Here is a 6,493-nt window from a genome sequence, read left to right as displayed (position 1 = left end):
GTGTGTTTGCGTCCGGCTTCCTTCAGATTCCGGGTCACCCCGGACACCCTTGCCATTCGCTAACGGTTCCCATTACCAAGCCCGTAGTGGACTTTCACCACCTAGCTGTCAGACATGCCAGGCACACAAAAAAAGAGAAAGCCCGGGTGCAGGCTTTCTCTTCCTGGATTACTGAGCAAGCTCGTAAATCCGTTTCACGTCTTCTTTTTCCAGCTTTACAAACTGGCCGACAGGGCCGTTTTCCACTGCTTTGGCGGCCATTTTCTCAAAGTGGGTGTCGTCAATATCGACGTCGCTTAAGCGCGTCGGCATGCCGATGGAGTCGAAAAAGTTCTCCACCTGTTCAATGCCGGCAAGCGCGGTGCCTTCCAGGTCGTTCAGGTCGATTTCAATGTCCCATACCCGGTTGGCGAACTGGGCGAACCGCTCCACATCGTGCTTGTACACGTACTTCATCCAGGCCGGAAAAATAATCGCAAGTCCGGCGCCGTGGGCGATGTCGTAAATGCCGCTGACTTCATGCTCGATGTCGTGGCTGCCCCAGTCACCGATCCTTCCTACACCGAGGGTATCGTTGTGGGCGATGGTGCCGGCGTACAGAATTTCCGCCCGTGCATCGTAGTTTTCCGGCTCGTCAAGCACGGTGTGCGCGTGACGGATGATGGAGCGGAGCGTGCCTTCACAGAGGCGGTCCGTCACATCGACGTGCGTGGAATTCGTAAAATAGCGCTCGAAAATGTGCGCCGACATATCCGTAATACCGCAGGCCGTCTGATAGGACGGGAGGGTGTACGTCAGCTCCGGGTTGAGTATGGCGAACTTCGGACGGAGCGATTCATGACCGAATGCCCGCTTGTATTCCCCCTCTTCATTCGTCACAACACTTCCGGCACTCGTTTCGCTGCCGGCTGCCGGTATGGTCAGCACAACGCCGATCGGCAGTGTTTTTGTCACCTCGGCTTTTCCTGTGAAGAAATCCCAGGCATCGCCGTCATGGTACACCCCTGCGGCAATCGCTTTAGCCGAATCGATGACACTCCCGCCGCCGACAGCCAGGATGACGTCGACGTTTTCCGTCCGGCAGAGCTCGATGCCTTCCCGTACGAGGCTGATCAGCGGATTCGGCTTCACACCGCCCAGCTCCACAACCTCCACACCGGCTTCCTCAAGCGACGCTTTGACACGGTCGTAGAGACCGGTTGTTTTAATCGAGCCGCCGCCGTAATGAAGCAGCGCTTTTTTCCCGAGCGCCGCCGTTTCTGAGCCGGTATCTTTCTCCTGGCCGGAGCCGAAAAGAAGCTTCGTTGCATTTTGAAAAACAAAATTTTCCATGGTTTCTCCTCCTTTGATGGTACCTTTCCCGCCGCCTGATTATAGCACAAGTCGTGAAAGCGTCTGCAAAAAACGAATTTCTGCTATACTGTCAGGGAGACCCGATACAAAGGAGGAAACGCCATGGACCGCAAAGCAGAGCACCAGGCACGGCTTGAAAGCCTGCCGGCCGAAACACAGCGCAGGTACGATGAACTGACAGAGGAAATTGAGCTGGAAGAAAAAAAGCTGAGTGTCGATGTGCCGATGGAACCGGAGGACCGGCTCGCCGTCGAGCACAAAGTGGAACTCCTGAAAGAAGAACGGGAACGGCTGCTGGGGTGGTAAATCCACCTCAGTTTTTTTGTGTTCCATATTTCCAACTTCCGCCCTGCACGGTCTATGATACACTGAGAAAAGATACATAGAAGGAGGGGTAGGAATTGGGTTGGAAACGCATTCTTGGCTATCTGATTTATACGATTGTGCTGCTGCTCGTTTATTTTCTCATCGTGGATACCGGAACACTGCTTCAGGAAGAAACCGGCGCGGACGGCGGTCCGGGGCTGTATGTGCCGCTGTTATATGTGATCATCGGGATACTGCTCGGCCTGCCGATTCTCGTGCGGCAGTTCCGCTCGGACGGCAATTGGACGATCAGCGGCGCGATGATCGTATTCATGGGCCTCCCCATGCTCTATTTTGCCTGCTACCCGCTTCTCGCCGTGCACGGTCCCGGCTTTTTAACGCTTGCCTCCGGTTCGCTTAACGAGCTGTTGATGAGCGGGCGGATGCAGCTGCCGGGCATTGCCGTCGGGTTTATTCTGATGACATGCGTGTATAAAGAAAAGACCTCCGGATTCGGCGGAAGGTGGTAAAGGAAAAGGCTGCAGCGGTGGGTGACATCTACCGGCTGCAGCCTTTTCGCCTGGCAGAGCCCGGAACCTTTCGGACTGCTGCCGGTTCCCGGTGCCGCTGAAACCATCCGTATGGGAACAGGAAACTAATTCCGCCGGGCGATGCGTGAAATCGGGAACATTCGGGTATGGAAAACGTAGAAGATAGAGAGAATGAGAAAAAGGGAGGAACTACGAGTGAAATTATCTGCGTTTTCGAAGTTTGCGTCCGGCGGTTTTGAAGCACTGCTGGCGATTCCATTTATTGGAGGGAGCATTGTCGTGTTCAGCGGCTATTCTGCACTGAGCATTGCCCTTGTTCTGCATATTATTACCCTGCTGATTGCGTTTACGTACCGTACAGCGAAGCTGCCGAGTGTCAGTGGTCTGGTGGCCGTTTTTCTCGGCTGGATTCCTGTAGTCGGCTGGATCCTGCATACGATCGCTGCCGTCTGGATTCTGGCCAGTGCGTTCCGGGATGCAGCAAGGTAAATACGAAACAAAAGACCGTCCGGCTACCGGACGGTCTTTTGCTCATTAATTGTTTTTGTTTTTGGCATCGCCGGCCTGATCCTGAAAATCGCCTTTTACCTTGTCTTTCTTGCCTTCTTTCTGCATCTTCGGATCGTCTGCTGCGTTGCCGACCTGATCTTTCGTTTCACCTTTCACTTTGCTTACAGCGCCTTTGACTTTTTCGCTCCAGCCTTTTTTATCTGCCATGAAAACCGCCTCCTCTTAAAATTTGTCTTACAAGGGCTATTCACGCTGCACCGGTAATTAAAACCTGTGTCTGTCCGGTTTCACATTTTCCCAAAAAAGGAATAATAAATAGTAGACGAACAGATGGAGGGATGAATATGAGACTGCCTTTTCGAAAAAACAAAGAATACGAAAGCCGGCTGCAGGAAATCGATGAAGAAAAAGAGATTTCCCGGGGAAAGGAGCATTACAGCGAATCGAAGTTCTGGGAGAAGCTCCGGAGTGCCGCAAAGAAAATGGGATCAAAGCTTGTATACTACAGTTTGACCCTGTTTTATGCGATGCAGGATGATGCGGTGCCGAAAAAAGCGAAAATGACGATCGTCGGTGCACTCGGGTACCTGATCCTGCCGGTGGATGTGATCCCAGACTTTATTCCAGTGATCGGTTTCACTGATGACCTGACGATTATTATCTACGCGCTGTATCAAGTTATTTCCCATGTCAGCGATGAGACAAAGCAGCGGGCGTATGAAAAAACGACCGCCTGGTTTAACGAAGAGCCGGAAGGGCTGAAGGATGACTTCAGGCCGGAGGGAAAATAATAAGAGCTGCCGGAGAACCATTTCCGGCAGCTCTTTTCTTCGTCATTTCCCGGGAAATAATTACCCGGAAGCAAGCAGACCTTTTGCTTCCATAACGTCTGCGAGACGCCGGCAGCTGGCATAATAAGCCGCTGTACGGTAAGGGACGTTTACTTCCTGCTTGATGTCGTGCACCCGCTCAAACGCGTCGATCATCGCGGATTTCAGCTCTTTCTGCACACGGGATTTCTCCCATGTTTCCTTCCGCTCATTCATCCGCCATTCATAATAGGAAACGACGACACCGCCGGCATTGCTTAAAATATCCGGAAGCACATCGATGTCTCTTTCCTGAAGTTTTTTATCTCCATCTTCAGAGGTCGGGCCGTTGGCACCTTCAACAACGAGTGATGCCTGGAGTCTGCCGGCCGTCTTTTCTGTCAGCTGGTTTTCCATCGCTGCCGGAATGAAAATGTCGCAGTCGGCATCAAAGATCGTGTCCGGCTCTTTCCCGCCGGTCTTCTGCAGCCGGCCGGTTTCTTCTTTATGGGTGAGGATTTTTTCCACGTCCAGGCCACTGCTGTCATGAAGCGCCTGGGAAGAGTCGGAAATTCCGGTAATAAGGGCGCCTTTTTCCGACAGAATCCTCGCGCAGATGCCGCCGACGTTACCGGCTCCCTGAATGGCGATTTTTTGCTTATGGACTGCTTTGTTGTTCGCTTCCAGCCAGCATTCGATCGTCTGTACAACACCGGCAGCCGTGGCTTCCACACGTCCGGGGGCACCGCCGATAATTTCCTCTTTGCCGGTGAAGGTCGCATGATACGGATCGGCGTGGTGCTTCTCGTACTGATCCATCATCCAGCCGATTTCCTGCTGTCCGATGTTGACATCGGGAGCAGGAATATCGGTATCTCTGCCGATGAATGGATGCAGCTTATCAATATAAGAGCGGATGACATTTTCCTTTTCCCGGCTGGACAGATCCTCCGGATCCGCGGCGATGCCGCCTTTGGCACCGCCGAACGGCAGGTGGAGCAGGGCCGTTTTCATTGTCATCCACCAGGCGAGAAGCTGGACTTCTTCGGAGTCGGTGTCTGGATGAAGCCGGATCCCGCCTTTACCGGGGCCGAGCAGTGTCGAGTGAATTGTCCGGTAACCGGGCACCGTGTGCATCGAGCCGTCGTCGCGGCGGTAGGGGATGGAGATGGCAATCTGCTGTTCGGGAATACGGAGCAGCCCGGCAAAAGAGTGGTCTACGCCGAGATAGTCTCCTGCTTCTTCAAGTAATGTATTCATCTGATCAAGATTCATGGATGCCTCCTTCAAAACGATATGAGTCTCTTTACCCTTTTCTAGGATGAACGAAGCAGCATGAAATAAGATTCAGGAAAGCAGGTACTCCGCTCAGGGAAGCCACTGAAAATCTCTCGATTTTAATTGAACGAAAGTAAACTCACAGAAAAAAGACGACCAATTTCCAATTTTTTTGGATCTGGTCGTCTTTTTTTCATGGAACTTTTTTGACCATTTTCATGCTTTTTATCCCAGGCTCAATCAGACGAAACAAAAGACGGGGACGCCCGCGGGAAAAGCATGAGGTGAAGACCCCACAGAACATCCAAAGGATGTTCGAGGAGGCTGAGGCCATGCCCGCGGCAAGCTTCCGTCTGTAGTGCAGTCTGATTTCCCTAATTGAAAAGGTTAAAGTTTCTTTAATAGAGACTTTTTCAGTGCCTCACCGCTCAGGGAAGCCTGTTTTTTGCTCCGCACTGGAGGTTTTATAAGCATGATCGGTAAAATATCGGTAAAATAATTATGTTTACTGATAAAAAATTTATATTTTACTGATGTTTTACCGAAAAAACGATATTGAAAGCGAATACATAATGCTAAGATACAGTCAATTCAGCAAAAAAGAAGTTAACAAAAGGAGGTGTTTACCCTGGCTACGATTCGTGAAGTTGCGGAAGCCGCCAATGTGTCGATTGCCACCGTTTCGAGAATTCTAAATGACGATCAGTCCATCGTCGTTCTGGATGAAACGAGGCAGCGGGTGGTGGAAGTAGCAAGAAAGATGGAGTACCAGCCGATGAAGCGGCGCTCGAAAAAGGCATACGTCAAAAAGACGGTCCGTGCCTGGAAAATCGGTATTCTCACGTGGAACAACACAGAAGATGACCAGGAGGATCCCTATTTCCGCGAAATTATTGAAGGCATTCAGGCCAAAGCGGAGGAGCTCGAAATGCACGTGGAAGTCACGCTGCGGCTCCGCCGGCTTCAGGGAGAGGGTGCGCTGGAGCAGCTGGATGGCATTATCGTTATCGGTAAATCCACGGCGGAGGATATCGAAGCGCTGTATCCGCACCCGAACATTGTTTTTGTTGATCAGTCACCGGATAAATCCCGGTTCGACTCCGTGCTCGCCGATCTGGATCAGGCATCCGAAAATGTGCTGCAGCACCTGATGCAGCTTGGACATAAAAAAGTCGGTTTCCTCGGCGGCCGGGAAATGACACAGTATCTGCACCAGCGGAACAAAGAAGCAGTGGACCCCCGCCTGACGTACTTCATCCGCTTCATGAAAGAGCGGAATCTTTACGAGGAAGCGCTCGTTTTCCTCGGAGACGATACGATCGGCGACTGGTCGTCGCACGCCGGCTACCACATGATGAAGCAGGCGCTCGCCCAGGGAGAGCTTCCAAGTGCCTTTTTTGCAGCGAGCGACCCGATTGCCCTAGGCGCGATCCGGGCGTTGAATGAAGCCGGGTACTCGGTGCCGCATGATACGGCCATCGTCAGTGTCGATGACGTGGAGTTTGCCAAGTACGTCACCCCGCCGCTGACGACAACCAAGCTATACGGCGGACAGATGGGGCGAACCGCCTGCAGCCTGCTGCTGGAGCGGATGGAAGGCCGGGACGTACCGCTGCAGGTGATTGTACCGACAACGATGATCGTACGGGAGTCCTGCGGAGCCAAAGCAGCACACTCAGACTAAAT

At 52.4% G+C, this 6,493-nt stretch carries 8 protein-coding genes; 5 read left to right on the top strand and 3 right to left on the bottom strand.

Going from position 1 to position 6,493, the window contains the following annotated elements; all coding sequences use genetic code 11:
• Positions 1-168 precede the first annotated feature (168 nt).
• Positions 169-1,332, bottom strand: a complete 1,164-nt coding sequence (locus C6I21_RS01720; RefSeq protein WP_105957685.1) for an iron-containing alcohol dehydrogenase — start codon at positions 1,330-1,332, stop codon at positions 169-171.
• A 123-nt stretch (positions 1,333-1,455) separates the two neighbouring features.
• Between C6I21_RS01720 and C6I21_RS01715 the strand changes: the two genes are divergently transcribed.
• The 3 genes from C6I21_RS01715 (at position 1,456) to C6I21_RS01705 (ending at position 2,699) form a co-directional block, all read left to right on the top strand.
• Positions 1,456-1,659 carry a hypothetical protein gene (locus C6I21_RS01715; protein ID WP_105957684.1) on the top strand — a complete coding sequence of 68 codons (204 nt, stop codon included), beginning with the start codon at positions 1,456-1,458 and terminating at the stop codon, positions 1,657-1,659.
• Between the two features lie 95 nt (positions 1,660-1,754).
• On the top strand, positions 1,755-2,189 hold the full coding sequence (locus C6I21_RS01710) for a hypothetical protein (protein WP_105957683.1): 435 nt from the start codon (positions 1,755-1,757) through the stop codon (positions 2,187-2,189).
• A 216-nt stretch (positions 2,190-2,405) separates the two neighbouring features.
• Positions 2,406-2,699: a hypothetical protein gene (locus C6I21_RS01705; RefSeq protein WP_105957682.1), complete on the top strand. Its 294-nt coding sequence runs from the start codon at positions 2,406-2,408 to the stop codon at positions 2,697-2,699.
• A gap of 45 nt (positions 2,700-2,744) precedes the next feature.
• Here C6I21_RS01705 and C6I21_RS01700 read toward each other — a convergent pair whose 3' ends face one another.
• A complete protein-coding gene (locus C6I21_RS01700; RefSeq protein WP_105957681.1) occupies positions 2,745-2,927 on the bottom strand; it encodes a CsbD family protein in 183 nt (60 codons plus the stop codon).
• A 137-nt stretch (positions 2,928-3,064) separates the two neighbouring features.
• On the opposite strand from C6I21_RS01700, the gene C6I21_RS01695 reads away from it, so the two are divergent.
• On the top strand, positions 3,065-3,511 hold the full coding sequence (locus C6I21_RS01695) for a YkvA family protein (protein WP_105957680.1): 447 nt from the start codon (positions 3,065-3,067) through the stop codon (positions 3,509-3,511).
• A gap of 60 nt (positions 3,512-3,571) precedes the next feature.
• On the opposite strand, the gene C6I21_RS01690 is transcribed toward C6I21_RS01695, so the two are convergent.
• Positions 3,572-4,789 (bottom strand): Glu/Leu/Phe/Val family dehydrogenase, encoded by a 1,218-nt coding sequence (locus C6I21_RS01690; RefSeq protein WP_181186033.1) that lies wholly within the window; start codon positions 4,787-4,789, stop codon positions 3,572-3,574.
• Between the two features lie 637 nt (positions 4,790-5,426).
• On the opposite strand from C6I21_RS01690, the gene C6I21_RS01685 reads away from it, so the two are divergent.
• Positions 5,427-6,491, top strand: a complete 1,065-nt coding sequence (locus C6I21_RS01685; RefSeq protein WP_105957678.1) for a LacI family DNA-binding transcriptional regulator — start codon at positions 5,427-5,429, stop codon at positions 6,489-6,491.
• Positions 6,492-6,493: the final 2 nt, after the last annotated feature.

This window comes from Alkalicoccus urumqiensis (genome assembly GCF_002993335.1).
GTDB classification, from domain to species: Bacteria; Bacillota; Bacilli; order Bacillales; family Salisediminibacteriaceae; genus Alkalicoccus; species Alkalicoccus urumqiensis.
The sequence above is the reverse complement of the archived record's forward strand: the minus strand, read 5'-3'. Positions and strand labels throughout refer to the sequence as shown.